Below are 26043 nucleotides of genomic sequence, written 5' to 3'. Positions count from 1 at the left end.
CAGGACGCCTTCATGGAAAAGACCAAGCAGACTGTGCCCTCCGTGGTGCCGCGCCATGTCGCGATCATCATGGACGGGAATAATCGCTGGGCGAAGAAGCGCTTTATGCCTGGCGTTGCCGGGCATAAGGCGGGTGTCGATGCGGTGCGTGCCGTGATCGAGGTGTGCGCCGAGGCCAAGGTCGAAGTATTGACCTTGTTCGCGTTCTCCAGTGAAAACTGGCAGCGCCCGGCCGAGGAAGTCAGTGCCTTGATGGACCTGTTCTTCAAGGCCCTGCGTCGTGAGGCCAAGCGCCTGAACGAGAACAACATCAGCCTGCGCATCATCGGTGACCGTTCGCGGTTCCATCCGGAGCTGCAAGCGGCGATGCGCGAAGCCGAGGCGATCACTGCCGGCAGCAACCGTTTTGTGCTGCAGATCGCAGCCAACTACGGCGGCCAGTGGGATATTGCCCAGGCAGCGCAGCGTCTTGCGCGGGAAGTGCAAGCCGGTCATTTGCGCCCCGAAGACATCACCCCCGAACTGTTGCAAACCTGTCTGGTAACCGGCGACCTGCCGCTGCCGGACCTGTGCATTCGTACCGGTGGCGACCATCGCATCAGCAACTTCCTGTTGTGGCAGTTGGCCTATACCGAACTGTACTTCTCCGACCTGTTCTGGCCGGACTTCAAACACGATGCCATGCGCAATGCGCTGGCCGATTTCGCTTCCCGTCAGCGTCGCTTCGGTAAAACGAGCGAGCAGATCGAAGCTGGAGCCCGGGTTTAATGCTTAAACAACGAATCATCACGGCGCTGATCCTGCTGCCTATTGCCCTGTGCGGGTTTTTCCTGCTTGAAGGTGCAAATTTCGCGCTGTTCATTGGCCTGGTGGTGACACTGGGTGCCTGGGAATGGGCGCGGCTCGCCGGTTTCGCGGCGCAGTTGCCGCGTGTGGTGTACGCCGCTGTCGTGGCACTGTTGATGTTCCTGATGTACATCCTGCCGGACGTGGCGCCTTGGGTGCTGGGTGCGGCGGTGCTGTGGTGGGCGTTGGCGACCTATCTGGTGCTGACCTATCCTGGCACCAGCAGCCATTGGTCGAGTGTCGCCTGCAAGCTGGTGATCGGTCTTTTGATCCTGCTGCCCGCTTGGCAAGGGCTGGTCTATATCAAGCACATGCAGCTGGGCAACTGGCTGATCATGGCGGTGATGGTGCTGGTGTGGGGTGCTGATATCGGTGCTTATTTCTCCGGTCGTGCCTTCGGCAAGCGCAAGCTGGCGCCGGCTGTCAGCCCGGGTAAAAGCTGGGAAGGCGTGTATGGCGGCCTGGCCCTGACCCTGGTGATTACCCTGGTGGTCGGTGTAGTGCGTGGCTGGACCGTCAAGGAAATGCTTCTGTCCCTGGTGGGGGCGGCCGTGGTCGTGTTCATCTCGGTGGTCGGTGACCTGACTGAAAGCATGTTCAAGCGCCAGGCCGGGATCAAGGACAGCAGTAACCTGCTGCCGGGTCACGGTGGCGTGCTGGACCGCATCGACAGCCTGACGGCCGCGATCCCGATCTTTGCTGTACTGCTGTGGATGGCTGCCTCGTGAGCCGCCTGCAACAGGTGACCGTGCTGGGCGCTACCGGCTCGGTGGGGCTAAGCACTTTGGATGTGATTGCCCGTCATCCCGAGCGTTATCAAGTATTCGCATTGACCGGCTTCAGTCGCCTGAGCGAACTGCTGGCGCTGTGTGTGCGACACGCGCCGCAATACGCCGTCGTACCCGAAGCGGCGGCCGCACGTGGTTTGCAGGATGACCTGCGCGCTGCGGGCCTGGCGACTCAGGTATTGGTGGGGGAGGAGGGGTTGTGCCAGGTTTCGGCTGACCCCGATGTCGACACCGTCGTCGCGGCGATTGTCGGTGCTGCCGGCTTGCGTCCGACCTTGGCGGCCGTTGATGCAGGAAAGAAGATTCTGCTGGCCAATAAAGAAGCCCTGGTAATGTCCGGTGCGCTCTTTATGCAGGCGGTGCGCAAAAGCGGCGCCGTGCTGTTGCCGCTGGACAGCGAACACAACGCGATTTTCCAGTGCATGCCCGGTGATTTCGCCCGTGGGTTGAGCCAGGTGGGTGTGCGCCGGATTCTGCTGACGGCCTCCGGCGGCCCGTTCCGACAGACGCCGCTGGCCGATCTGGAGCATGTTTCTCCTGATCAGGCGTGTGCTCATCCGAACTGGTCCATGGGTCGCAAGATCTCGGTGGACTCAGCGAGCATGATGAACAAAGGCCTGGAGCTGATCGAGGCCTGCTGGCTGTTCGATGCCCGGCCGGATCAGGTCGAGGTGGTGATCCACCCGCAAAGTGTGATTCATTCCCTGGTGGATTACGTGGATGGCTCGGTATTGGCCCAGCTGGGCAATCCGGACATGCGCACGCCGATCGCCAATGCGCTGGCGTGGCCGGAGCGGATTGATTCGGGTGTTGCGCCGTTGGATCTGTTTGCCATTGCCCGTCTGGACTTCGAAGCGCCCGACGAGCAACGCTTCCCTTGCCTGCGTCTTGCGCGGCAAGCTGCCGAGGCAGGTAACAGTGCCCCGGCGATGCTGAATGCGGTCAATGAAGTGGCTGTGGCGGCGTTTCTTGACCGACGCATCCGCTTTCCGCAGATCGCGAGTATCATCGAGGACGTTTTAAACCTTGAGCCCGTTGTCGCCGTGAATGACCTGGGCGCAGTGTTCGAGGCAGATACAAAGGCTCGGGCCTTGACCGAGCAGTGGTTGAGCCGCAATACGCGTTAGTCTTTGGGCGTTTTCGAGCCTTCAGGCACTGGATTGAAATGCGGAGAAATTAGATGAGTGCGCTTTACATGATTGTCGGCACCCTGGTTGCTCTGGGTGTGCTGGTTACCTTCCACGAGTTCGGCCATTTCTGGGTCGCGCGTCGTTGCGGCGTCAAGGTACTGCGCTTTTCCGTAGGCTTCGGCATGCCCTTGGTGCGTTGGCATGATCGTCGCGGCACCGAGTTTGTGATTGCGGCCATTCCGTTGGGCGGCTACGTCAAGATGCTCGATGAGCGCGAAGGCGAAGTGCCAGCTGATCAGTTGGACCAATCCTTTAATCGCAAGACCGTTCGTCAGCGTATCGCCATTGTTGCAGCAGGCCCGATAGCCAACTTTCTATTGGCCATGGTGTTCTTCTGGGTCCTGGCCATGCTGGGCAGCCAGCAGGTGCGGCCGGTCATTGGTGCGGTCGAGGCGGACAGCATGGCAGCCAAGGCTGGCCTGACCGCCGGGCAAGAAATTGTCGCAGTTGATGGCGAACCAACCACCGGTTGGGGCGCGGTCAATTTGCAGTTGGTGCGTCGCCTGGGTGAAAGCGGCATCGTGAAGTTGGTGGTGCGCGAGCAGGACTCCACCACGGAAACTGCGCGAGAGCTGACCCTGGACCACTGGCTGAAGGGCTCCGATGAGCCTGATCCGATCAAGTCCCTGGGTATCCGTCCGTGGCGTCCGGCCTTGCCGCCGGTGCTGGCAGAGCTGGATCCGAAAGGGCCGGCCCAGGCCGCAGGTCTGAAAACCGGTGATCGCCTGTTGGCCCTTGATGGCCAGGCGCTGGGTGACTGGCAGCAAGTGGTGGATCTGGTGCGTGTTCGGCCTGATACCAAAATTGTGCTGAAAGTTGAGCGCGATGGTGCTCAAATCGACGTCCCTGTAACCCTGGCGGTTCGCGGGGAAGCCAAGGCGGCCGGGGGTTACCTGGGTGCCGGTGTTAAGGGTGTCGAGTGGCCACCGTCGATGGTGCGAGAGATCAGTTTCGGGCCGTTGGCGGCAATTGGCGAGGGTGCGAGACGCACCTGGACCATGAGTGTGCTGACCCTCGATTCCCTCAAGAAAATGTTGTTCGGCGAGCTCTCGGTAAAAAACTTGAGTGGACCGATAACCATTGCTAAAGTGGCGGGCGCTTCTGCCCAGTCGGGCGTTGTAGATTTYCTGAATTTCCTGGCTTATCTGAGTATTAGCCTTGGGGTTCTGAATTTGTTGCCCATTCCAGTATTGGATGGGGGGCATCTGTTGTTTTATCTGGTCGAGTGGGCGCGTGGTCGCCCCTTGTCGGATCGGGTGCAGGGTTGGGGGATACAGATCGGTATCAGTTTGGTGGTCGGGGTGATGTTGTTAGCTCTGGTCAACGATCTGGGACGTCTGTAACGCTTCGCTGAATTGCGAATCTGCCGCATTTTGCGGCAGTTTGTTTATTGCCAGTTGGAATAAGAAAGGACTTCATGAAACGTCTGCTGCTAACTGCGGTTCTCACCGTATTGATGATCGCCGAAGTTCACGCCGAGTCCTTCACCATCTCCGATATTCGCGTCAACGGCCTCCAGCGGGTTTCCGCGGGTAGCGTCTTTGGTGCCTTGCCGTTGAACGTCGGGGAACAGGCTGATGACCGTCGCCTGGTGGAATCCACTCGTGCGCTGTTCAAAACCGGGTTCTTTCAAGATATCCAACTGGGTCGCGAAGGTAACGTCCTCGTCATCACCGTCGTCGAGCGGCCTTCTGTCGCCAGTATCGAGATCGAAGGAAACAAGGCGATCTCCACTGAAGACCTGATGAAAGGCCTCAAGCAATCGGGCCTTGCCGAAGGCGAGATCTTCCAGCGTGCCACCCTCGAAGGCGTGCGTAACGAGCTGCAACGCCAGTACGTTGCCCAGGGCCGTTACTCGGCTACCGTCGAGACTGAAGTGGTGCCGCAGCCGCGTAACCGCGTCGGCCTGAAGGTCAACATCAACGAAGGCACCGTGGCGGCGATCCAGCACATCAACGTGGTGGGTAACACCAAGTTCTCTGATGACGACATGGTTGACCTGTTCGAACTCAAGACCACCAACTGGTTGTCGTTCTTCAAGAACGATGACAAGTACGCTCGCGAAAAACTGTCCGGTGACCTGGAGCGCCTGCGTTCCTACTACCTGGACCGTGGCTATATCAATATGGATATCGCTTCGACCCAGGTGTCCATCACCCCGGACAAGAAGCACGTCTATATCACGGTCAACGTCAACGAAGGCGAGAAGTACAAGGTTCGTGACGTCAAGCTCAGCGGTGACTTGAAAGTGCCTGAAGACCAGGTCAAGTCCCTGTTACTGGTGCAGAAAGACCAGGTGTTCTCGCGCAAGCTGATGACCACCACGTCCGAACTGATCACCCGTCGCCTGGGTAACGAAGGCTATACCTTCGCCAACGTCAACGGCGTACCGACCCCGCACGACGAAGACCACACGGTAGACATCACCTTCGTTGTAGACCCGGGCAAGCGTGCCTACGTGAACCGCATCAACTTCCGTGGCAACACCAAGTCTGCTGACGAAGTGCTGCGTCGCGAAATGCGTCAGATGGAAGGTGGCTGGGCGTCGACTTACCTGATCGACCAGTCCAAGGTTCGACTTGAGCGCCTGGGCTTCTTTAAAGAAGTCAACGTTGAAACCCCGGCTGTACCGGGCGTGGATGACCAGGTTGACGTGAACTACGCCGTAGAAGAACAAGCCTCCGGTTCGATTACCGCCAGTGTCGGTTTCGCCCAGAGTGCCGGTCTGATCCTCGGTGGTTCGATTACCCAGAACAACTTCCTCGGTACCGGTAACAAGGTTTCCATCGGGCTGACCCGAAGCGAATACCAGAGCCGCTATAACTTCGGTTATGTCGACCCCTACTGGACTGCTGACGGTGTGAGCCTGGGCTACAACGCCTTCTACCGCACAACCGACTACAAAGACCTCGACGTTGATGTTGCAAGCTATGCAATCGACAGCCTGGGTGTTGGCGCCAACATTGGTTACCCGATCAGTGAGACCTCGCGTCTGACCTTCGGCCTGACCGCGCAACAGGACAAGATCAAGACTGGTGTGTACACCGTGGATGAGATCTTCAACTTCGTGCGTAAAGAAGGCGACCAGTTCCTGAACTTCAAGGCTTCGGCCGGCTGGTCGGAATCGACCCTGAACAAAGGTGTACTGGCGACCCGTGGCCATTCCCAGAGCCTGACTCTGGAAGCCACCACGCCGGGCAGCGACCTGTCGTTCTTCAAACTCGACTACCGTGGCCAGTTGTTCCAGCCATTGAGCGAAAACTACACCATGCGCCTGCACACCGAACTGGGTTATGGCGATGGTTACGGTTCGACCAGCGGCTTGCCGTTCTATGAGAACTACTATGCGGGTGGTTTCAACTCGGTACGTGGTTTCAAAGACAGCACCTTGGGCCCTCGTGGTACCCCAAGTCGTGGTGCGGATGTAACGGGTAACAAAGGTACCGTGGCTGACTCGGACAACGACCCGCTGCCATTCGGTGGTAACGTGCTGATCCAGGGTGGTGCGGAAATCCTGTTCCCGCTGCCATTCGTGAAAGATCAACGTTCCCTGCGTACGTCGGTCTTCTGGGATGTGGGTAACGTGTTCGACTCCAAGTGCGAACAGGTCACCAACCCGAATGGCTCGAAGTCCAACACGCAATGCAACGACGTAAGTCTGAGCAACCTGGCAAGCTCTGTAGGTGTGGGCGTGACCTGGGTGACGGCGCTGGGCCCATTGAGCTTTGCTCTGGCCATGCCGATCAAGAAACCGGATAACGCTGAAACCCAGATTTTCCAATTCTCCCTCGGCCAGACGTTCTAAGCGTCTGACCCAAGATAACGACAACGGATTTGTAGGAGTGCATCGTGCGTAAGTTGACTCAATTGGTTCTCCTGGCGACTGTCCTGGTAGCGACCCCGGCCTTTGCCGAAATGAAGATTGCTGTTCTGAACTATCAGATGGCTCTGCTGGAATCCGATGCGGCCAAGAGATACGCCGTGGATGCCGAGAAGAAATTCGGTCCGCAGCTGACCAAGCTGAAGACGCTGGAAAGCAGCGCCAAGGGTATCCAGGATCGTCTGGTAGCCGGTGGCGACAAGATGCAGCAAGGCGAGCGCGAGCGTCTGGAGCTTGAATTCAAGCAAAAGGCCCGTGACTACCAGTTCCAGTCCAAGGAGCTGAACGAAGCCAAGGCTGTTGCCGACCGCGAAATGCTCAAGCAACTCAAGCCGAAACTCGACAGCGCTGTGGAAGAAGTCATCAAGAAAGGTGCCTTTGACCTGGTATTCGAACGCGGTGCAGTCATCGACGTTAAACCTCAGTACGACATCACCCGTCAGGTGATCGAGCGCATGAATCAGCTGAAGTAAGCCATGACTGCGACTATCAAACTCGGCCAATTGGCCGAGTTCCTGGGGGCCACCTTACGTGGCTCTCCGGAGAAGGAAATTACTGGGCTAGCCACCTTGCAGGAGGCTGGCCCAGCTCAGTTGAGCTTCCTTGCAAACCCCCAATACCGTAAATACCTGGGCGAAAGCCGTGCCGCAGCCGTGTTGCTGAAGGCCGCTGACGCCGAAGAGTTTGCCGGGGATGCGCTGGTTGTTGCCGACCCGTACCTGGCGTATGCCCGGGCATCGCACCTGTTCGATCCAAAACCCAAGGCTGCCGCGGGAATCCATCCTTCGGCGGTAATCGCGGATGACGCGCAGGTTGACCCTGCCGCGAGCATTGGTGCTTTTGTGGTGATCGAAAGCGGCGCACGTATCGGCGCGGGTGTAACGATAGGCGCCCAGTGCTTTATCGGCGCCCGCAGTGAGATTGGTGCCGGTGGTTGGCTGGCTCCTCGCGTGACCCTGTACCACGACGTGCGTATCGGTGAGCGTGTAGTGATTCAGTCAGGTGCTGTGATCGGCGGCGAGGGCTTCGGCTTCGCCAACGCGAAAGGTATTTGGCACAAGATTGCCCAAGTGGGCGGCGTGTTGATCGGTGATGACGTGGAAATTGGCGTCAATACTGCTGTTGATCGCGGCGCCTTGGCCGATACCGTCATTGGTAACGGTGTGAAACTGGATAACCAGATTCAGATTGCCCACAACGTGCAGATTGGCGATCACACCGCCATGGCGGCGTGCGTGGGGATTTCCGGCAGCACCAAGATTGGCAAGCATTGCATGCTCGCCGGCGGTGTAGGCCTGGTGGGCCATATCGAAGTGTGCGACAACGTATTCATCACCGGCATGACCATGGTGACCCATTCGATTACCGAACCTGGGTCCTATTCATCCGGTACGGCCATGCAGCCTGCGGCCGAATGGCGCAAGAGCGCGGCGCGTCTGAGGCAGCTCGACGATATCGCTCGGCGCCTGAAACATCTGGAAAAGCGTGTTGGGGACGTGACCCCTGGCGGTAATGCTTCATCAGATGGCTGATACCATTTCCATATCAAGTGTGCACAGCCGCTAGACTGCCTCCTTGATTTGCTAGAGGGGCGTGCCTTAGTCCGCACGCTCCCAATCTTTATTACAGGCTTCCCCCCGAAATGATGGACATCAACGAGATTCGCGAATACCTGCCTCACCGTTACCCGTTCCTGCTGGTGGACCGAGTAACGGACCTCAATGTTGAGGAAAAGCGCATTCGTGCCTACAAGAATGTCAGCATCAACGAACCGTTCTTCAATGGTCACTTCCCTGCGCATCCCATCATGCCAGGCGTTTTGATCATCGAAGCGATGGCCCAGGCTGCCGGTATCCTTGGTTTCAAAATGCTCGACCTGAAGCCTGCCGATGGCACGCTCTACTATTTCGTGGGCTCCGACAAACTGCGCTTCCGCAACCCGGTGACCCCGGGTGACCAGTTGATCCTGGAAGCCAAGTTCATCAGCTGCAAGCGCCAGATCTGGAAGTTCGAATGCCAGGCGTCGGTCGACGGCAAGCCGGTGTGCTCGGCTGAAATCATCTGTGCGGAACGCAAACTATGAGTTTGATTGACCCTCGCGCAATCATCGATCCGACGGCCGTACTGGCCGCCGACGTTGAGGTCGGCCCTTGGTCGATCGTCGGCGCAGGTGTGGAAATCGGCGAGGGGACAGTCATCGGGCCGCATGTAATCCTCAAAGGCCCGACGCGGATTGGCAAACACAATCGCATCTATCAGTTTTCATCGATAGGCGAAGACACTCCGGACATGAAGTACAAGGGGGAAGAGACGCGCCTGGTAATCGGAGATCACAACATCATCCGTGAAGGCGTGACCATTCACCGTGGTACCGTTCAGGACCGCGCAGAGACCACCCTGGGTGATCACAACCTGGTGATGGCCTACGCGCACATCGGCCATGACAGCGTCATCGGCAACCACTGCATTCTGGTCAACAACACTGCGTTGGCTGGCCACGTGCATGTGGACGATTGGGCGATCCTGTCCGGCTTCACCCTGGTGCATCAGTACTGCCATATCGGCGCCCACAGCTTTTCCGGCATGGGTACCGCCATCGGCAAGGACGTTCCGGCGTTCGTCACGGTATTCGGCAACCCGGCCGAAGCCCGCAGCATGAACTTCGAAGGCATGCGCCGTCGGGGTTTCAGCGAAGACGCGATCCATGCCCTGCGCCGCGCCTATAAGGTGGTTTACCGCCAGGGGCTGACGGTCGACCAGGCTTTGACCGAACTGACGGAACCCGCAACATTGTTTCCGGAAGTCGCAATATTCCGTGACTCGATCCAGTCGTCGACTCGCGGCATCACTCGCTGATCATGGCCAAGCTGCGTATAGCGTTGGTGGCCGGAGAAGCTTCCGGCGATATTCTCGGTGCAGGCCTGATGCGGGCCCTCAAGCTCCAGCATCCGGCGGTTGAATTCATTGGTGTCGGCGGTCCGCTGATGCAGGCTGAAGGCCTCACGTCCTACTTTCCCATGGAGCGCTTGTCGGTCATGGGGCTGGTGGAAGTGCTGGGTCGGTTGCGTGAGCTGCTGGCTCGCCGCAAAAAGCTGATTCAGTCCCTGATCGAAGAAAAGCCCGACGTCTTTATCGGAATCGACGCTCCGGACTTCACCCTCAATATCGAACTCAAGTTGCGTCAGGCCGGGATCAAGACCGTGCATTACGTCAGCCCGTCCGTATGGGCGTGGCGGCAAAAGCGCGTGCTGAAGATTCGCGAAGGCTGCGACCTGATGCTGACCCTGCTGCCGTTCGAGGCCAGGTTCTACGAGGAGAAGGGCGTGCCGGTGCGGTTTGTTGGCCACACCCTGGCCGATACCATCCCGCTCCAGGCTGACCGTGCTGCGGCGCGTGCCGAACTGGGCTTGCCCGACGGACCCTTGGTCGCCCTGATGCCGGGTAGCCGTGGTGGCGAAGTCGGTCGTCTCGGCGCACTGTTTTTTGATGCTGCCGAACGCCTGCAAGCGCTGAAGCCGGGCGTGCGCTTCGTATTGCCGTGCGCCAGCCCTCAGCGTCGCGCGCAAGTTGAAGAATTGCTGGTAGGCCGCAACTTGCCGTTGACCTTGCTCGACGGCGGCTCGCACCTGGCGCTGGCTGCATGCGATGCGGTGCTGATCGCCTCCGGCACCGCGACCCTGGAGGCCTTGCTCTACAAGCGCCCTATGGTCGTGGCCTATCGCCTCGCGCCGCTGACCTACTGGATTCTCAAGCGTATGGTCAAAAGCCCTTACATTTCCCTGCCCAATTTGCTGGCCCAGCGACTGCTGGTGCCCGAATTGCTGCAGGACGACGCGACGCCTGAAGCCTTGGCGCACACCATGCTCCCGTTGATCGATGGCGGCGAAGAACAAACCCGTGGTTTCGACGAAATCCATCGTACCCTGCGCCGTGATGCGTCGAACCAGGCGGCAGATGCTGTGCTGACCTTGATCGGCCATAAACAGGAAACCCTATGAAGACGCAAATGGGCCTGGATTTCAGCCTGGTCGCCGATGCTCTTGATCTGGTGGCCGGCGTCGACGAAGTCGGTCGTGGCCCGCTGTGCGGCGCAGTCGTCACCGCCGCGGTGATTCTCGACCCGAACCGTCCGATCCTCGGTCTCAACGATTCGAAGAAACTCACCGAAGCCCGTCGTGAAAAACTCTACGACGAGATCTGTGAGAAAGCCCTGAGCTGGCATATCGCCCGGGCTGAAGTCGAAGAAATCGACGAGCTGAATATTTTGCACGCCACCATGTTGGCCATGCAGCGCGCCATCGAAGGCCTGCACATCACGCCGAAAATGGCGATGATCGACGGCAACCGCTGCCCGAAGCTGACAATGCCGGCGGAAGCAGTGGTCAAGGGCGACAGCAAGGTGCCGGCGATTGCCGCTGCCTCGATCCTGGCCAAGGTTAGCCGTGACCGTGAAATGGCGGCTTTCGAATTGATCTACCCCGGCTACGGCATCGGTGGACACAAAGGCTATCCGACGCCCGTTCATCTGGAAGCTTTGGCTCGCCTGGGCCCAACCCCGATCCACCGCCGCTCGTTCGCCCCGGTTCGCCAGGCTTACGAGGCCCGGGAAAGCTTGATCGAGGTTTAGCAGCAAGGCTGATGTTTTTGCCAAGGCCCGGTACAATCCGGGCCTTGTTGTCTCCACGTTTTTAGACAGGATCACTATGCCGGCTTCATTCGTTCACCTGCGCCTGCACACTGAATACTCCCTGGTCGACGGCCTGGTACGGATCAAACCCCTGGTCAAAACCCTGGTGGGCATGAACATGCCTGCCGTGGCGGTGACCGACCAGAACAACATGTGCTCCCTGGTCAAGTTCTACAAGGCCGCCATGGGCGCCGGCATCAAGCCGATCTGCGGCGCCGACCTGTGGCTGTCGAACAAAGACCCGGATAACCCACTGAGCCGGATCAGCCTGTTGGCGATGAACGGCGTCGGTTATCGCAACCTCACCGAACTGATTTCCCGTGGTTTTATCGACGGCCAGCGCAACGGCTCGATCATCATCGAGCGCGAGTGGGTGGCCGAGGCCAGCGAAGGGCTGATCATGCTCTCGGCGGCCAAAGAGGGTGAAATCGGTATCGCATTGTTGGGCGGCAATCCTCAGGAGGCGGAAGTGCTCGCCCGTGAGTGGATGGACGTGTTCCCCAACCGTTTCTACCTGGAAATCCAGCGCACCAACCGCCCCAACGATGAAGAGCAGTTGCACGCCGCCGTGGCCCTGGCTGAAAAGCTCGGTGCGCCGCTGGTCGCGACCAACGATGTGCGCTTTATCAAGAAAGAAGACTTCGAGGCCCACGAAACCCGCGTATGCATCGGTGAAGGCCGGGCGCTGGACGATCCGCGCCGTTCGAAAAACTACAGCGAAGAGCAGTACCTCAAAAGCGCCGATGAAATGGCCGAGCTGTTCAGCGACCTGCCCGAGGCCCTGGAAAACTCTGTCGAAATCGCCAAGCGCTGCAATATTGAGGTGAAGCTGGGCAAGCACTTCCTGCCCAACTTCCCGATTCCCGATGGCATGACCATCGATGAATATTTCCGCAAGGTGTCGTTCGACGGCCTGGAAGACCGTTTGAGTGTCCTGCTGCCCAAGGACACCACTGAAGATTACGAAGCCAAGCGCCAGGTGTACGTCGACCGGCTGAATTTCGAGCTGGATATCATTATCCAGATGGGGTTCCCCGGTTACTTCCTGATCGTAATGGACTTTATCCAGTGGGCCAAAAGCAACGGCGTGCCGGTAGGCCCTGGCCGTGGATCGGGTGCCGGGTCCCTGGTGGCCTATGTGCAGAAGATCACCGACCTCGACCCGCTGGAATATGACCTGCTGTTCGAACGCTTCCTTAACCCGGAACGGGTATCGATGCCCGACTTTGACGTCGACTTCTGCATGGATGGTCGCGACCGGGTTATCGAATACGTGGCCGAGAAATACGGCCGCAATGCGGTAAGCCAGATCATCACCTTCGGTTCCATGGCGGCGAAAGCGGTAATCCGCGACGTGGCCCGTGTGCAAGGCAAGTCCTACGGCCTGGCGGACCGCCTGTCGAAGATGATTCCGTTTGAAGTCGGCATGACCCTGGAAAAAGCCTACGAGCAGGAAGAAATCCTGCGGGACTTCATCAAGGTCGATGAAGAAGCGGCCGAAATCTGGGACATGGCGCGCAAGCTCGAAGGTGTAGTGCGTAACGTCGGTAAACACGCCGGTGGTGTAGTCATCGCGCCCACCAAGCTGACCGACTTTTCGCCGATCTATTGCGACGAAGAAGGCGACGGCCTGGTAACCCAGTTCGACAAGGATGACGTGGAGGCGGCCGGCCTGGTGAAGTTCGACTTCCTCGGCCTGCGTACCCTGACGATCATCGACTGGGCGCTGAAGACTATCAACCGCGAGCGGGCGAAGATCGACGAGCCGCCGCTGGACATCGCCTTTATCCCGCTGGACGACAAACCGACGTACCAGTTGCTGCAAAAGGCCGAAACCACGGCCGTCTTCCAGCTTGAATCCCGTGGCATGAAAGAGCTGATCAAAAAGCTCAAGCCCGACTGCCTGGAAGACTTGATCGCACTGGTGGCCCTGTTCCGTCCGGGCCCGCTGCAATCGGGCATGGTGGACGACTTCATCAACCGTAAGCACGGGCGTGCCGAACTGGCTTACCCGCACTCCGACTACCAGTACGAAGGCCTCAAGCCGGTACTGGCACCGACATACGGCATCATTCTGTATCAAGAACAGGTGATGCAGATTGCCCAGGTTATGGCCGGCTACACCCTCGGCGGTGCGGACATGCTGCGTCGAGCCATGGGTAAGAAAAAGCCCGAGGAAATGGCCAAGCAGCGTGGCGGTTTCATTGAAGGTTGCGCCACCAACAACATCGACGCCGACCTAGCCGGTAACATCTTCGACCTGGTAGAAAAGTTCGCCGGTTACGGCTTCAACAAGTCTCACTCCGCCGCTTACGGACTGGTGTCGTACCAGACGGCCTGGCTGAAAGCTCATTACCCGGCTCCGTTCATGGCCGCGGTACTGTCTGCGGATATGCACAACACCGACAAGGTCGTGACCTTGATCGAAGAAGTGCGCACCATGAAGCTGCGCCTCGACGCGCCGGACGTGAACACTTCCGAGTTCAAGTTCACGGTGAACGATGACGGCCGCATCATCTATGGTCTCGGCGCGATCAAGGGCGTGGGCGAAGGCCCGGTGGAGGCGATTACCGAAGCGCGCCAGGACGGGCCGTTCAAGGACCTGTTCGACTTCTGCGCCCGGGTCGACCTCAAGCGCATCAACAAACGTACCCTTGACGGTTTGATCCGCAGCGGCGCCCTGGATCGCCTGGGCCCGTATTTCCATGATGAGCCGAAGGCTTACCAGGCCAACATCGATCGCAACCGTGCAGTGTTGCTGACCGCCATGGAAGAAGCGATCAAGGCCGCCGAGCAGACCGCGCGCACCCACGACAGCGGCCACGCCGACTTGTTTGGCGGGCTGTTCGTCGAAGCAGACGCCGACGTCTACGCCAACCACCGCAAAGCCAAGGACCTGACCCTCAAGGAACGCCTCAAGGGTGAGAAAGACACCCTGGGCCTGTACCTCACCGGTCACCCGATTGACGAATACGAAGGTGAAATCCGGCGTTTCGCCCGTCAGCGCATCATCGACCTGAAGCCGGCGCGGGATACCCAGACCGTTGCGGGCATGATCATCGCCCTGCGGGTGATGAAGAATAAGAAGGGCGACAAGATGGGCTTCATCACCCTCGACGACCGCTCGGGCCGGATTGAAGCGTCGCTGTTTGCCGATGCCTTCCATTCCGCCCAGTCACTGTTGCAGACTGACGCGATGGTGGTGGTGGAAGGGGAGGTCAGCAACGACGACTTCTCCGGTGGCCTGCGCCTGCGGATCAAGCGCGTGATGAGCATGGAAGATGCCCGCACCAACCTGGCCGAAAGCCTGCGCCTGAAAGTGCGCACCGAGGCGCTTAAAGGTGATCAGCTACGCTGGTTGGGTGACTTGCTCAAGCGGCATCGCGGCGCGTGCCCGGTGACCATGGAGTACACCGGCAACGATGCCAAGGCCATGCTGCAGTTCGGCGAGACCTGGAGAATCGACCCGGCGGATGGCTTGATTCAAGCATTGCGTGACCAGTTCGGGCGTGACAACGTCTTCCTCCAATACCGTTGACGGTCAGGCAGTACAAAAAAGCCTGATCTCGACCGAACATTTAATCTCGACCTAACCGCGCCTCTCCCTTAAGGTAGGGCGCGAATAGACCACCGGCTGGCCAGGCACTCCTTGGCCGTCGACCCAAGACGGACGCTTATGAACCCGAATTTTCTTGATTTCGAACAGCCGATCGCTGACCTGCAAGCCAAGATCGAAGAGCTGCGCCTGGTCGGCAATGACAATTCGCTGAATATCGGCGATGAAATCGCTCGCCTGCAAGACAAGAGCAGCACGCTTACCGAAGACATCTTCGGCAAGCTGACCAGCTGGCAGATCGCGCGCCTGGCCCGCCACCCGCGCCGTCCGTACACCCTGGACTACATCGAGCACATCTTCACCGAGTTCGACGAACTGCACGGCGACCGTCACTTCTCCGACGACGCTGCCATCGTGGGCGGTATCGCTCGCCTGGACGACCAGCCAGTGATGGTGATCGGTCACCAGAAAGGCCGTGAAGTGCGCGAGAAAGTCCGTCGCAACTTCGGCATGCCGCGCCCGGAAGGCTACCGCAAGGCTTGCCGTCTGATGGAAATGGCCGAGCGCTTCAAGATGCCGATCCTGACCTTCATCGACACCCCGGGCGCCTACCCGGGTATCGACGCTGAAGAGCGCAACCAGAGCGAAGCAATTGCCTGGAACCTGCGTGTGATGGCTCGCCTGAAGACCCCGATCATCGCTACCGTGATCGGCGAAGGCGGTTCCGGCGGTGCGCTGGCCATTGGCGTCTGCGATCAACTGAACATGCTGCAATATTCGACCTACGCGGTGATCTCGCCGGAAGGTTGCGCCTCGATCTTGTGGAAAACCGCCGAGAAAGCGCCGGATGCCGCTGAAGCCATGGGCATCACTGCTGATCGCCTGAAAGGCCTGGGTATCGTGGACAAAGTGATCGCCGAGCCATTGGGCGGCGCCCACCGTGACCCGGCTGCCGCTGCCGCGACCATTCGTGCTGAACTCAGCGCGCAACTGGCGATGCTCAAGAAGTTCGACAACGAGGCGCTGCTGGCCCGTCGTTACGAGCGTCTGATGAGCTACGGTCTCTAAGCCGACGCAGTACTAAATGTGGGAGCGGGCAAGCCCGCTCCCACATTTAATCGATTTTGCCTGGACGACTGAATTACGGCTGCTGGCGCGTCGCCGCCAACACGATCTCACGAATGCACACATGCTGCGGCTGCTGGTAGGCATAGGCAATCGCCGAAGCCACGTCATTCGCACTCAATACCGTACCGCCCATGTCCTGTTTCCACGCCTGGTAGCCGGTCTTGATCGCTTCATCGGTGGTGTGGCTCAGCAGTTCGGTTTCCACCGCCCCCGGCGCGATGGTGATCACGCGCACATTGTGCGGCGACATTTCTTCCCGCAGATTTTCCGAAATCCCATGCACGGCAAACTTGGTGCCTACATAGGCGACATGGTTAGGGAAGGTCTTGCGCCCGGCCACCGAGCTGACGTTGATGATCGTGCCGCCCTTGCGCTCGACCATGCTGGCAGCCACTGCATGAATACCGTTCAGCAAGCCTTTCACGTTGACGTCGAGCATCTGCTCCCACTGTGCCGGGTCCTGTTCGCTGACGCTGCCCAGCAGCATCACACCGGCATTGTTGATCAGTGCATCGGCCGGGCCGAATTGCGCTTCGGCTTCTTTCACCGCTGCCACCAGTGCAGCGCGGTCGGTGATGTCGACACCGCGACTCAAGGTGTTCGGCAACTCCAGCGCATTTAGCCGGTCGATGCGGCGGGCCAACAGCAACAGCGGGTGGCCGGCGGCCGACAGCAAGCGCGCAGACGCTTCGCCAATGCCCGAACTGGCGCCGGTGATGATGATCAATGGCTTGCTCATGCTTGAACTCCTGAAATAAGAAAAACAAATAACTAAACGTGGGTCGCAGTATATTTAGCCCTTGAGTGACTGAAAAATGCCTTATTCCTCTGTCTGTCATCGGTATTAACTATGGATGTGCGTCATCTCAAAGCGTTTCTCGCGGTGTTCGAAGAGCGCAATATCACTGCCGCCGCCCAGCGCCTGTTCGTCAGCCAGCCGACGCTGTCGGTGACCATCAAGCAACTGGAAGAAGAGTTGGGCGTGGCGTTGTTTCTGCGCCAGCCTCGCGGGGTTGAGGTCAGTGACGAGGCGCGTGTGCTGTACCCGCAAGCGCGGCGCATGGTGGCCGAGGCCGATGCGTTGAGCCGGTTGTTTCGCGGACGCGAAAACCGCATCGCCCTGGAACTGGGGGTGGAAGGCGATATTGCCGACAGCCAGATCGAAACTTTCCTGCGCATGGCGCACCAAGGCTTACCCGGCTTGCTGCTGACCTTGCAGGAAGGCTGTGAAGGAGAAGGGCGCCTGGCTGTGGAGGAAATGTGCTGCGAGGACGAATTGTTCCTGCCGCTTTGGGAGGAGTCCTACGTGATGGCGCTGCCGGTGGCACACCCGATGGCGGCAGGTGGAAAAGAACAGGCGTGGGCGCCGATTGAAGACTGGATCACTTGCCCGCAGCATGACTCGCACCAGCGCCTGATGGCCTTGTACGGTCGTTCACCTCAGGCGGTGGCCGGGCACGCCGGTTCGTTGACCCAGGCCTTGCACATGGTGGCCGCCGGGGTGGGCGTGGCGATGTTGCCGCAGTCGCTGGCGGCGGAGCGGGCCGGGGTGGTGATTCGTCCCTGGCACCTGCCGGCACCGACGCGCCGGGTGGGGTTGTGCTTTGCCGCCCAGGCGCTGGAGTTGCCGGCGTTGCGGGCGCTGCATGAGTATTTCCAGAACAACCGCCCGCCACAGATAGAAGCAGCCTGAGCCGTTACTCCAGCATCTTGCCCAGCAACCAACTGCCTGCCGGGCCGGGCGGATGCTGGCGTGACCACAACGCATCCACCGCCACCGAGCGCGGCCAGCTCCGGGCCTTGATTTCACACAGGTGGCCGCCGCCAAAGCGCTCCACCAACCAGCGCGGCAGCGGTGCCCAGCCAAAGCCCAGTTGCGCCATTTCCATCAGCATCAGGTAACTGGGCGCCGACCACACACGCCCCAGGCCCCGGGTTTCATTCGGGTTGATGATGCTCGCCAGGCGCAGTTCGCGGTGTTGCTCCAGGGTTTGCTGATCGATGTCCTTAAGGTTCGCCAGCGGATGTTTGGGCGCTACAAACAGCGCGATTTCCGTGCGCTCTTCCACGGCGGTACTGGTGAGGTCCGGCGGGTATACGTCCTGCTTCTCGATAAACGCAATCTGCGCCCGGCCGCTTTGCACCAGGGCGATCAAGTCCTCGCATTCGGCGATCAGGCATTCCAGCTCCAGGTCCGGATAGCGCTGTTCGAAGGCGCTGAGGGCGGTTTCGAAACGGTCCGACTGGTACGTATCGGACATGGCGATACTCAGCTTCGGCTCCAACCCCTGGGACAACTGACTGGCCGCCAACTCCAGGCGGCTGCTGGCTTCCAGCACCTGCTCGGCGCGTTGCAACAGCACATGCCCGGCCGGGGTCAGCGTGGGCTTGCGGCTGCTGCGATCAAACAGCACCACGTCCAAGTCAATCTCCAGGCTCGCCACCGCCGCGCTGACGGTGGACTGGCTCTTGCCCAGCTTGCGCGCCGCCGCTGAAAACGAACCCTGGGTCGCCGCCTGCACAAACGCCTGAAGCACTTCATGGGAAGCCATGACTATCGCCTTGTTCGATGGTTATTGGTTATGAAGTATCGATTCAAAGGGTAATGATGGCAACCATCGTCACTCACGGAGAACGGGTCATGACACCCACCAAGTCGATTACTGAACGCGTTTGGCAGGCCATTGGTTTTGAAGGCCTGGCTTTGTTGATCTGTACGCCGCTGCTGGCGTGGATCATGGATAAACCGGCGCTGGAGATGGGCATGGTGACCTTGGCCATCAGCCTTATGGCACTGGCCTGGAACGTGATTTTCAACGGCCTGTTCGACCGTCTCAAGGCGCGCCTGCAACTGTCCGGCGGGGTGTGGACCCGCGTGCTGCACGCGTTGATGTTTGAAGGCGGCCTGGTGGCGATCTGCGTACCGTTGATTGCCTGGTGGCTGAACATCAGCCTGATGCAGGCGTTTATCCTCGACATCGGCGTGCTGCTGTTTTTCCTGCCGTACACCTATGTGTATCACTGGGCGTACGACGCGTTGCGGGAAAGGATTATTTGTAGGAGCGAGCTTGCTCGCGATGGACGTTAACGAAAACGCCGGGTTTCAGGAGTAACACGGTGCACTTTAGTTTTTCGCGAGCAAGCTCGCTCCTACAGACGCCACAAACTCCAGGAACGCCCGCACCTTGGCCGCCGGCAAATGCCGCGACGGGTAGAAGGCATACAACGGGAAGCGCTCATCGGGCCAGTCGGGAAACAGCTCGATCAACGCGCCCGATTCGAGCGCTGGCGCAAGCCCGAGGTCGAGCATCTGCGCAACTGCATGGCCGTGTTCGCAAACGCTGTACAAGGTCCCGGCATCGTTGACCACCAGCCGTCCGCTGGTGGCGACATTGATCTGTTCGCCGGGCCGGTGGAATTCCCAGCCAAACGGCCGGCCGGTCTGGGAGTCGCGAAAGTCGATGCAGACGTGCTGGCCGTCTTCCAAGTCCAATGGATGGTTGGGGCGGCCGTGGCGCTCAAGATAAGTCGGCGACGCCAACGTGAGCACCCGCACTTCCAGCAACTTGCGGGCGATCAACGAGGACGATTGCGGAATCCCAAAACGGATGGCCAGGTCAAAGCCATCCGCCACCAGGTCCCCGAGTTGATCCCGCGTGTGCAGGTCTAACTGCAACTGCGGGTACTGGCTCATGAATTCACCGAGCACCGGCCCCAGCACCAGCCGCGAGAAGTACGGGTCGATGTTCACCCGCAACCGCCCACGTACGGTCAGGGCGCTGTCTGCCGCCGAGCTGGCGGCTTCTTCCAGGCCGGCCAGCAGCGGGGCGATTTCCTGGTAGAAACGCCGGCCTTCGTCGGTCAATTGCACCGAGCGAGTGGTGCGGTCGAACAGGCGAATCCCCAAGCGTTTTTCCAGCCGCGAAATGGCCCGGCTGACTCCCGAAGGCGTCATCTCCAGGCTGTCGGCGGCGCGGGCAAAACTGCCGCTATCGACCACGGCGGCCAGTACGCCCATGCCGCCGGCCAATCCTGGATCAAAACTCATGGGTGATTGCCTGTCAGTTATCCGAAAGCATTGATGCTAGCGGAGAATCTGAGCGCGTTACAGAAACATCCCGCCCGACGCCTCGACGCGCTGCCCGGTGATCCAGTTGCTGCCATCGGCCAGCAGGGTGGAAATCGCCCCGCCAATGTCATCCGGCAAGCCGGCGCGACCGAGTGCGGTGTTGTTGGCGACCATCGCGTTCACGTCCGGATTGTCGCGCACCGCGCCGCCGCTGAAGTCGGTGGCAATCGCGCCGGGGGCCAGGGTGTTGACGGTAATCCCGCGTGCACCCAGCTCCTTGGCCTGGTAGCGGGTCAGCACTTCCACCGCGCCTTTCATCGAAGCGTAGGCCGAGTAACCCGGCAGGCTGAAGCGCGCCAGTCCGCTGGAGATATTGATGATGCGGCCACCATCGCTGATCAGTGGCAGCAGTTTCTGGGTCAGGAAAAACGGGCCCTTGAAGTGGATCGCCACCAGTTGGTCAAACTGCGCTTCGGTGGTTTCGGCAAAGCTGGCGTGGGCGCCAATCCCGGCGTTGTTGATCAGGAAGTTGAAGTGCGCCTGGCCGAACACTTCTTTCAACACCGAGCCAACCTGGGCGGTGAATGCATCGAAGGTGGAGCTCTGGCTGACGTCCAGTTGCAGCATCGCCGCTTTGCCGCCCAGCGCCTCGACTTGGGCGACCACGGCCTGGGCTTCGTCCGCCGCGCTGTGGTAGGTGCCGATGATGTCGACGCCTTGCGCTGCCAGGTGCAGCGCGGCGCTTTTGCCCAGGCCACGGCTGGCGCCGGTGATCAGTGCGATTTTACGGGTCATGGTGGAGTCCTCGGAGCAGGTGAGTGTTCGTGGGACTGAGTGTATTTGTCCGGCCATAACGTGATAAACAGAGCTATGCCGGAATCACTGGCCGGATAAGGCGAACAATCCCATGAACAAACTTGAGTTGTTGCGCACCTTCGTGCGCGTCACCGAACTGTCGAGTTTCACCCAGGCGGGCGAGAGCCTGGGCTTGCCGCGCTCGACCGTGTCCGAGCATGTGCAGGCCCTGGAAGAGTTGCTCGGTGCGCGCCTGTTGCAGCGCACCACGCGCAAGGTTCAGGCGACCCAGGATGGCCGCGTGCTGTACGAACGCAGCAAGGATCTGCTGTCGCACATGGAGGAGCTGGAAGGCTTGTTTCGTCAGGATGAGGCGCAGCTCGCGGGGCGGATTCGCGTGGACATGCCCAACGTCATGGCCCGGGAACTGATCCTGCCGCGCCTGCCGGAATTCATGGACCTGCACCCGCTGATCGAGCTGGAAATCAGCAGCACTGACCGTCAGGTCGACCTGCTGGCCGAAGGTTTCGACTGCGTATTGCGGATTGGCGCGCAGCCGGACCAGTCGGTAGTGGCGCGGTTGCTGGGCAGCATGACGATGATCAATTGCGCCAGCGCGACTTACCTTCAACGTTACGGCGTACCCCAGACGCTCGCCGATTTGGCCCACCATCAACTGGTGCATTACGTACGCCCGCTGGGCTCGCGTTCGCCCGGGTTTGAATACGTACAGGGCAACAAGGTGCACCGGGTTCCCATGGCCGGGCGGGTTACCGTTAACAGCACGGATGCGTATCGGGCAGCGTGCATCGGCGGGTTCGGCCTGACTCAGGTGCCTGTCCTGGGCATTGTCGATCTATTGGCCAGCGGCGAGTTGGTGGCGGTGCTGCCGGACTATCCGGCACCCGCGCTGGACGTGTCCCTGTTGTACGCCGGCCAACGGCATTTGCCGCTGCGGGTGCGGGTGTTCATGGATTGGCTGGCGGCGATCCTGCAATCCCGGCTTTAACGCCGGGCCGACAACTGCTGCGGCGCCAGGAATGCATCGTGGAAGTAATCCCGAAACGCCTGCATCGCCGGGGTGAAGTCGCGCTCGCGGTGCCAGGCCAGGCCGACACTCATGGGCGTGACCTTGTCGGTGACGCTCACGGTTTCGATGCGCTTGCCTTCCAGTGACCACGGGCGATGCACCAGGTCCGACAGAATCGCCACGCCGCTGCCATTGGCAACCATGCTGCGTACCGCCTCCACTGAACTGGTGCGCAGCCGCACCTTGGGCGTTTGCCCGGCCTGTTCCCAGTAGCGCATCGCGCTTTGTTCGGCTTCGTCGACGGTGAGGAATATGTACGGTTCCCTGGCCACGTCCGCGAGGCTCACGGCCGGGCGTTCGCACAACGGGTGATGACTGGGCAGCCACAGGCGGCGTTCGGAGTTGAAGAGGATTTCCGAGACGATATCCGGGTGGGTGAGGTTGGCGGTGAGCACCACGGCCATGTCGAACTGGCCGTTGAGCAGGCCATGTTCGATGGCCTGGCGTTCCTGTTCGAAGACCTCGATGGTCACGTCCGGGTGCCAGTGTTCCATGCGCTGCAAGTGGTGCGGCAGGAAGTAACCGAGCACGGTGTAGCTGGCGGCCACCCGCAGTACGCCGCTGGCGCGGTAGTCCGGTAACGGGCTGTTCAGGGCATCGTCGACGCTGCGCACAATCACGTAGGCGCGGTTGAGAAAATGCCGCCCGGCGTCGGTCAGGCTCATGCCCTGGGCCGAGCGCACGAATAGCTGCGCGCCGAGCATCGCTTCCAGCTCCTTGATCGCGGTGGTCACTGCGGATTGGGAGATGTTGAGGTGAATCGCCGCCTGGGAGATCTGGCCGATTTCGGCGGTGGCGACGAAGTAGCGGATTTGGCGCAGGGTCAGGGACATTGGTTTCTCCGCTCGTTCCCACGCTCTGCGTGGGGAACGCATCCTGTGACGCTCCGCGTCACGATTTTAAAAGCGGACGCAGAGCGTCCAGGGTGGCATTCCCACACGGAGCGTGGGAACGATCAGTATCAGGTATCTGATTTTCAGAAGATGACCCATCTGATAATAGATCTTCCCAAGGGGTCAAGCGGCAGCCTAATTTCCATGGCATGAACTTCAACGGAGCGACCCCGATGCAGGCAGTGGATTTCAATTCGGACATGGGCGAAGGCTTCGGTCCCTGGACCATCGGCGATGGCGTCGACAGTGAACTGATGGCCTATATCAGCTCGGCCAACATCGCCACCGGCTTTCATGCCGGCGACCCGGGCACCATGCGCCGTACCGTCGAGCGCGCCAAGCAGCTGGGTGTGGCAATTGGCGCGCACCCGGGCTTTCGTGACCTGGTGGGTTTCGGCCGGCGCCATATCAACGCGCCGGCCCAGGAACTGGTGGACGACATGCTCTATCAGCTCGGCGCCCTGCGGGAAATCGCCCGGGCCCAGGGCCTGACGCTGCAACACATCAAGCCCCACGGTGCGTTGTACATGCACCTGGCGCGGGACGAAGAAGCGGCGCGGCTGTTGGTGGAAAACCTGCAACGCCTGGAGCCCACGCTGTTGCTGTACTGCATGCCCAACTCGGTGATCTGGCGGATTGCCAAGGAACTGGGCCAGCCGGTGGTGCGGGAGTTTTATGCCGACCGTGAGTACGATCTCACCGGCTCCATCGTGTTTACCCGCAATGTGCGGGCGCTGGATCCGGCGACGGTTGCGGCGCGTGTCCTGCGTGCCTGCCAGACCGGCCTGGTGCGCACGGTTGAAGGCGAAGACCTGTTTATCGAATTCGATTCCATCTGCCTGCACAGCGACACCCCCGGCGCCCTTGAGCTGGTGGAAGCGACGCGTGAAGCGCTGGACCAGGCGGGGATTGAAGTGCGCACACCTCGTTGACCGACACCGGTGCCCAGACACCGGGTCCTGCTGATTTTTTGCCTGCCTTTCTACAATGATTCCAAGAGGAACAGACATGGCCGAATCTTCCCCGATCCGCTACAGCTTTGGCGGTGATGAACACCTGTTTGCCGAGGTCAGCGAGAGCATGTCCCTGGAGGCTTTCTTCAAGGGCATGGCCGTCACCCGCGCGGTGGAACGCCTGGCCCTGGACGGTGTGCTGGACGTCTGCCTGGCGAATGCCTCGTTCCAGATTCGCTTCGACCCGGACCGCATCGCGCCCCACGTGCTGCTGGACGCGGTGCAAAGCGCTGAAGCCCAAGCCGTGGCCGAACGCACCTTGCACACCCGCATCATCGAAATCCCGGTTCTGTACAACGACCCCTGGACCCATGAAACCCTGATGCGTTTTCGCGACCGTCATCAAGACCCGACCGGCACCGACCTGGAATACGCCGCGCGGATCAACGGCCTGGCGGATGTCGAGGCGTTTATCGCGGCCCATAGCGGTGCGCCATGGTTTGTCTCGATGGTGGGGTTTGTGGCGGGCTTGCCGTTCATGTTCCAGATGGTCGAGCGCGAGCGGCAGTTGCAGGTGCCCAAGTATTTGCGTCCACGCACCGACACGCCGAAATTGACCCTCGGCCACGGCGGCTGCTTCGGCTGTATTTATTCGGTACGCGGCGCCGGCGGTTACCAGATGTTCGGCGTCACCCCGGCGCCGATCCACGACCCGCAACAGCAGTTGGCGTACCTCAAGGAACACATGGTGTTCTTCCGCCCCGGCGACATCGTGCAGTTCAAACCCATGGACCGCGATGCCTATGACCTGGCGGTGGCTGAAGTGGAGGCCGGGCGGTTCGACCTGCGCATCCGTCCGGTGGAGTTTTCCCTCGACGCCTTTCTCGCCGACCCCATTGGCTATCCGAAAACCCTGCAGGAGGCGCTGGCATGATCAAGGTACTCAAACCCGGCCTCGCCACCTCGGTGCAGGACCTGGGCCGCGAAGGTTATTACCACCTCGGCATCCCGCCGTCCGGCGCGCTGGACCAATACGCGTTGAGCGCGGCCAACCATCTGGTGGGCAACCCGGCCGGTGCCGCCGGGCTGGAATGCACGTTGATCGGGCCGGAACTGGAATTTCAGCAGGACGCGCTGGTAGCGCTGTGCGGTGCGCTGATGTCACCGCGCCTGGACGGTGTGGTGGTGCATCAGGACACCGCGTTTGAAGTGTGTGCCGGGCAGGTGCTGCGCTTTGAATTTCCCAAGGCCGGCGCACGGACTTACCTCGCGGTGGCCGGTGGTATCGACGTGCCGCTGGTATTGGGCAGCCGGTCCACTTACACCTTGGGTGCGTTGGGCGGGTTTCACGGGCGGCGGCTGGTGGAGGGTGATGAATTGCCTGTGGGCGAGGCCAGCGGCAAAGGCCGGTCGGGGAATAGTTTGCCCATGGCGTTGCGCCAATCGGTGGGCGGAGACGTGACGCTGCGGGTGGTGCCGGGGCTGTATTACGAGCGACTGACGCCCGGCGCCAAAATCAGCTTTTTTGCTGAGCCCTGGACGGTCGGTTCGGAGGCTGATCGCATCGGCTATCGCTTCAAGGGCGGTAGCGCGTTGAGCTTTCAGCCACGGGAGCAGCCGTTTGGCGCCGGTTCTGATCCGTCGAACATCGTCGACAGTTGCTACCCCATCGGCTCGATCCAGGTGCCGGCCGGGCTGGAGCCCATCGTGCTGCATCGGGATGCGGTGTCGGGTGGAGGTTACGCGATGATTGGCACGGTGATCAGTGCCGACCTGGATCTGATCGGGCAGATGCAACCGAACCAGCGCGCGGGGTTTGTGGCGGTGACGCTGGAGGAGGCGCTGGAGGCGCGGCGGGTGTACAAGAAGCGGCTGAAGGTGATGGGTGGGTTGTTTAGCACCTGAACTCACCACTGAACCCAATGTGGGAGCGGGCTTGAACTGGTCCAGTAATTTCGGACATTCTTTTCGGTTCTCACGCTGCTAGCTTTTCCGCCGCTATCGGTGAGTGATAACCGTTGTAGCTGTGGCGCCTTACGCTGTTGTATCGCGCCACATATCGGTTGATATCTACCTGGGCCTCGTACTCAGAGCTATAACCTCCCTCAGGCACCCATTCGGACTTCAAGCTGCCAAAAAAACGTTCCATCGGGGCGTTGTCCCAGCAC

25 protein-coding genes are annotated in these 26043 nt (G+C 60.3%); 19 read left to right on the top strand and 6 right to left on the bottom strand.

Annotation, left to right across the window (positions count from 1 at the left end):
* The first annotated feature begins 12 nt into the window (after positions 1-12).
* The 13 genes from uppS (at position 13) to AU074_RS17480 (ending at position 16015) form a co-directional block, all read left to right on the top strand.
* Positions 13-768, top strand: a complete 756-nt coding sequence (gene uppS, locus AU074_RS17540; RefSeq protein WP_003219323.1) for a polyprenyl diphosphate synthase — start codon at positions 13-15, stop codon at positions 766-768.
* Positions 768-1574 (top strand): phosphatidate cytidylyltransferase, encoded by an 807-nt coding sequence (locus AU074_RS17535; RefSeq protein ID WP_076015787.1) that lies wholly within the window; start codon positions 768-770, stop codon positions 1572-1574. Before uppS ends, AU074_RS17535 begins: the two co-directional genes overlap by 1 nt.
* Positions 1571-2761, top strand: coding sequence for a 1-deoxy-D-xylulose-5-phosphate reductoisomerase (gene ispC, locus AU074_RS17530; protein ID WP_076015786.1), 1191 nt, complete (start codon positions 1571-1573; stop codon positions 2759-2761). The genes AU074_RS17535 and ispC overlap by 4 nt, the downstream gene beginning before the upstream one ends.
* A gap of 53 nt (positions 2762-2814) precedes the next feature.
* Entirely contained in the window at positions 2815-4167 is a 1353-nt protein-coding gene (rseP, locus tag AU074_RS17525; protein WP_076015785.1) for a sigma E protease regulator RseP, read from the top strand.
* 74 nt (positions 4168-4241) lie between these two features.
* Positions 4242-6629 carry an outer membrane protein assembly factor BamA gene (bamA, locus tag AU074_RS17520; protein ID WP_076015784.1) on the top strand — a complete coding sequence of 796 codons (2388 nt, stop codon included), beginning with the start codon at positions 4242-4244 and terminating at the stop codon, positions 6627-6629.
* Positions 6630-6673: 44 nt separating this feature from the next.
* Entirely contained in the window at positions 6674-7177 is a 504-nt protein-coding gene (locus AU074_RS17515; protein WP_033902788.1) for an OmpH family outer membrane protein, read from the top strand.
* A gap of 3 nt (positions 7178-7180) precedes the next feature.
* On the top strand, positions 7181-8236 hold the full coding sequence (gene lpxD / locus AU074_RS17510) for a UDP-3-O-(3-hydroxymyristoyl)glucosamine N-acyltransferase (protein ID WP_076015783.1): 1056 nt from the start codon (positions 7181-7183) through the stop codon (positions 8234-8236).
* Between the two features lie 110 nt (positions 8237-8346).
* Positions 8347-8787 (top strand): 3-hydroxyacyl-ACP dehydratase FabZ, encoded by a 441-nt coding sequence (fabZ, locus tag AU074_RS17505; protein ID WP_003219309.1) that lies wholly within the window; start codon positions 8347-8349, stop codon positions 8785-8787.
* Positions 8784-9560: an acyl-ACP--UDP-N-acetylglucosamine O-acyltransferase gene (lpxA, locus tag AU074_RS17500; RefSeq protein WP_076015782.1), complete on the top strand. Its 777-nt coding sequence runs from the start codon at positions 8784-8786 to the stop codon at positions 9558-9560. The genes fabZ and lpxA overlap by 4 nt, the downstream gene beginning before the upstream one ends.
* Before the next feature lie 2 nt (positions 9561-9562).
* On the top strand, positions 9563-10702 hold the full coding sequence (gene lpxB / locus AU074_RS17495; RefSeq protein WP_076015781.1) for a lipid-A-disaccharide synthase: 1140 nt from the start codon (positions 9563-9565) through the stop codon (positions 10700-10702).
* The gene (gene rnhB / locus AU074_RS17490) at positions 10699-11331 is read left to right on the top strand and encodes a ribonuclease HII (protein ID WP_017479407.1); all 633 of its coding nucleotides are present in this window, start codon (positions 10699-10701) and stop codon (positions 11329-11331) included. Before lpxB ends, rnhB begins: the two co-directional genes overlap by 4 nt.
* 76 nt (positions 11332-11407) lie before the next feature.
* Positions 11408-14929 (top strand): DNA polymerase III subunit alpha, encoded by a 3522-nt coding sequence (dnaE, locus tag AU074_RS17485; protein ID WP_076015780.1) that lies wholly within the window; start codon positions 11408-11410, stop codon positions 14927-14929.
* Between the two features lie 138 nt (positions 14930-15067).
* Positions 15068-16015 (top strand): acetyl-CoA carboxylase carboxyltransferase subunit alpha, encoded by a 948-nt coding sequence (locus tag AU074_RS17480; RefSeq protein ID WP_076015779.1) that lies wholly within the window; start codon positions 15068-15070, stop codon positions 16013-16015.
* Between the two features lie 73 nt (positions 16016-16088).
* Here AU074_RS17480 and AU074_RS17475 read toward each other — a convergent pair whose 3' ends face one another.
* Entirely contained in the window at positions 16089-16814 is a 726-nt protein-coding gene (locus tag AU074_RS17475; RefSeq protein ID WP_076015778.1) for an SDR family oxidoreductase, read from the bottom strand.
* Positions 16815-16925: 111 nt separating this feature from the next.
* On the opposite strand from AU074_RS17475, the gene AU074_RS17470 reads away from it, so the two are divergent.
* The gene (locus AU074_RS17470; protein ID WP_076015777.1) at positions 16926-17768 is read left to right on the top strand and encodes a LysR family transcriptional regulator; all 843 of its coding nucleotides are present in this window, start codon (positions 16926-16928) and stop codon (positions 17766-17768) included.
* A gap of 4 nt (positions 17769-17772) precedes the next feature.
* Here AU074_RS17470 and AU074_RS17465 read toward each other — a convergent pair whose 3' ends face one another.
* The gene (locus tag AU074_RS17465) at positions 17773-18627 is read right to left on the bottom strand and encodes a LysR family transcriptional regulator (protein WP_076015776.1); all 855 of its coding nucleotides are present in this window, start codon (positions 18625-18627) and stop codon (positions 17773-17775) included.
* Positions 18628-18716: 89 nt separating this feature from the next.
* Here AU074_RS17465 and AU074_RS17460 point away from each other — a divergent pair, with 89 nt between their 5' ends.
* Complete coding sequence (locus AU074_RS17460) at positions 18717-19163, top strand: multidrug/biocide efflux PACE transporter (RefSeq protein WP_076015775.1); 447 nt, start codon at positions 18717-18719, stop codon at positions 19161-19163.
* Between the two features lie 36 nt (positions 19164-19199).
* Here AU074_RS17460 and AU074_RS17455 read toward each other — a convergent pair whose 3' ends face one another.
* On the bottom strand, positions 19200-20123 hold the full coding sequence (locus tag AU074_RS17455; protein ID WP_076015774.1) for a LysR family transcriptional regulator: 924 nt from the start codon (positions 20121-20123) through the stop codon (positions 19200-19202).
* A 57-nt stretch (positions 20124-20180) separates the two neighbouring features.
* Positions 20181-20939, bottom strand: a complete 759-nt coding sequence (locus tag AU074_RS17450) for an SDR family NAD(P)-dependent oxidoreductase (RefSeq protein WP_076015773.1) — start codon at positions 20937-20939, stop codon at positions 20181-20183.
* A 112-nt stretch (positions 20940-21051) separates the two neighbouring features.
* Between AU074_RS17450 and AU074_RS17445 the strand changes: the two genes are divergently transcribed.
* The gene (locus AU074_RS17445) at positions 21052-21948 is read left to right on the top strand and encodes a LysR family transcriptional regulator (RefSeq protein ID WP_076015772.1); all 897 of its coding nucleotides are present in this window, start codon (positions 21052-21054) and stop codon (positions 21946-21948) included.
* On the opposite strand, the gene AU074_RS17440 is transcribed toward AU074_RS17445, so the two are convergent.
* Entirely contained in the window at positions 21945-22862 is a 918-nt protein-coding gene (locus tag AU074_RS17440; RefSeq protein ID WP_017475938.1) for a LysR family transcriptional regulator, read from the bottom strand. The genes AU074_RS17445 and AU074_RS17440 overlap by 4 nt on opposite strands.
* 233 nt (positions 22863-23095) lie before the next feature.
* Between AU074_RS17440 and AU074_RS17435 the strand changes: the two genes are divergently transcribed.
* The 3 genes from AU074_RS17435 to AU074_RS17425 all read left to right on the top strand — a co-directional run bounded on the left by AU074_RS17435 (position 23096) and on the right by AU074_RS17425 (position 25780).
* Positions 23096-23854, top strand: coding sequence for a 5-oxoprolinase subunit PxpA (locus AU074_RS17435; RefSeq protein ID WP_063027778.1), 759 nt, complete (start codon positions 23096-23098; stop codon positions 23852-23854).
* A 76-nt stretch (positions 23855-23930) separates the two neighbouring features.
* Entirely contained in the window at positions 23931-24809 is an 879-nt protein-coding gene (locus AU074_RS17430; RefSeq protein ID WP_076015771.1) for an allophanate hydrolase subunit 1, read from the top strand.
* Entirely contained in the window at positions 24806-25780 is a 975-nt protein-coding gene (locus AU074_RS17425) for a biotin-dependent carboxyltransferase family protein (protein WP_076015770.1), read from the top strand. Before AU074_RS17430 ends, AU074_RS17425 begins: the two co-directional genes overlap by 4 nt.
* Before the next feature lie 70 nt (positions 25781-25850).
* Here AU074_RS17425 and AU074_RS17420 read toward each other — a convergent pair.
* On the bottom strand, positions 25851-26043 hold a 193-nt coding region (locus AU074_RS17420; protein ID WP_143503588.1), incomplete at its 5' end, for an integrase core domain-containing protein.

This window comes from Pseudomonas sp. ATCC PTA-122608 (assembly GCF_001952855.1).
Classification (GTDB): domain Bacteria; phylum Pseudomonadota; class Gammaproteobacteria; order Pseudomonadales; family Pseudomonadaceae; genus Aquipseudomonas.
This window is presented reverse-complemented; position numbering and strand designations above follow the sequence as displayed.